Source organism: Coleofasciculus chthonoplastes PCC 7420 (assembly GCF_000155555.1).
Taxonomy (GTDB): Bacteria; Cyanobacteriota; Cyanobacteriia; order Cyanobacteriales; family Coleofasciculaceae; genus Coleofasciculus; species Coleofasciculus chthonoplastes_A.
The window spans coordinates 1-1,579 of the sequence record NZ_DS989867.1 but is presented as its reverse complement, the minus strand read 5'-3'; the positions used below and the strand labels follow the sequence as shown (position 1 = coordinate 1,579).

Annotated in this window: 2 protein-coding genes; both read right to left on the bottom strand. The window is 46.3% G+C overall.

What is annotated here, in order from left to right; all coding sequences use genetic code 11:
• Nucleotides 1-177: 177 nt before the first annotated feature.
• Entirely contained in the window at nucleotides 178-678 is a 501-nt protein-coding gene (locus tag MC7420_RS28155; protein ID WP_006104923.1) for a hypothetical protein, read from the bottom strand.
• A 44-nt stretch (nucleotides 679-722) separates the two neighbouring features.
• A partial coding sequence (locus MC7420_RS28150) for an RNA-guided endonuclease TnpB family protein (protein WP_044210247.1) occupies nucleotides 723-1,579 on the bottom strand: 857 nt, incomplete at its 5' end.

Below are 1,579 nucleotides of genomic sequence, written 5' to 3'. Positions count from 1 at the left end.
GGAGGGGAACTACCCCTAGAGCGTCGGTCAAGTATTCCGAGAAACCGGGTTTCTCGTGAGGATGACAACGAAATATCCAGCTTTCACCCAAAGAAACCCGGTTTCTAGACCGATGTCCTAGATTAGAAACATCCTATCTAATTTGAACTTGAGATTTTAGATAGCCGATAAACCCTGTCACTCGGTATATCCTTGAATCGTTTCCGGCTCAAATCGCTTCAGTAGCGGAGTAGCTTGGCGAATTAAGTCCTCTGAACCTTTGACGACAATGATATATTTCCCCTGATTGAGACGATTGCGATAGGGGAGTGCGTCACCACTACCCAAGGCAATGCCAACTCCGCCACCAACAAAAAAGCTGCCCATAGCTGCCGCGATCGCACCGAAGATACCGCCAATGATATGATTCCCTATGGGACTTATCGGTAGAATTTCGATTGCCGTGAGTAGGTTAAAGGCATATCCAGCCGCAAAGCCAAAAGGCAGCAACCAGTAGGCGAGTTGCTTAACTTGCTTAATTGCTTGCAGATTCGGGTCAATTAAGCCAAACTCATCAGCACTTTGATAGCCTTTCCCCAGAATCGTGACTTGATTCAGCGGCAAGCCTCTTTTTTCCAGAACTGTGTAAGCTTCTTCGGCTTCAATGCGATTTTTCAGGACAGCAATCAGGTAGTTCATAGTATCAGATAGAGCTAAATCGTTACAGAGGCTTCGGAAGTGAACTACCCATCGCTGACTTTCAGTACAGCGTGGGCTTCTGATTTCGCTGGGGAATGCCGCAGCTTAGACTTACGCCCAAGCTTTGGTCTTACTTCCCCTCCGTCAGCAGCAGTCCCAGTCCCTGAGACCGATAAGATTCTGATGCCTTCTGCTCTGATATTTGCTGAGGCATTACCGTCTCTATCGTGGTGAGTGCCACAGCTAGGGCAAGTCCATTCCCTAACCTCTAAGGGCATCTCCTTCACTTGATAATGGCAGTTTGAGCAGAGTTTAGAACTAGGAAACCATCGGTCAATTTCTACCAATACCTTACCCTCAAATTCAAGCTTGTACGATAGGAAATTGACAAACATTCCCCAGCCTACATCAGAAATAGATGCAGCTAGTTTGTGGTTACGAACCATGCCAAGCGTATTTAGGCTTTCGACTACGATGACTTGGTTTTCGTCAACAAGCTTTCTGGACAGCTTATGCAGGTAGTCTTGACGGACATTTGATACTCGTTCGTGAACCCTAGCCACCAGTTTCCTGGCGTTATCTCTTGACTTGCTTCCTTTCTCCTTTCTGTCTAATTTCCGTTGCTTGCGCTTAAGGTTACGCTCATGTTTAGCTAAATGTTTAGGATTAGCAAACTTAGAGGTCTTAACACCATCATTGACAATAGCAAAGTCCTTTAAACCTAGGTCAATCCCGATTACATTACCATCAGTGTTACTCGGTGGGTTATCCCCTTCTACCTCAGTCAAGACGGACGCAAAATATCTCCCCGATGGGGTCATGCTAACCGTTACCGTCTTGATAGTTCCTTCGATTGGTCGGTGTATTTTAGCTTTCACTATGCCGACGCGACCCGGAAATT

What these genes read in the sequence shown, in the direction of transcription:
- MC7420_RS28155 (WP_006104923.1), bottom strand. Translation starts at nt 678, where the DNA reads ATGAACTACCTGATTGCTGTCCTGAAAAATCGCATTGAAGCCGAAGAA.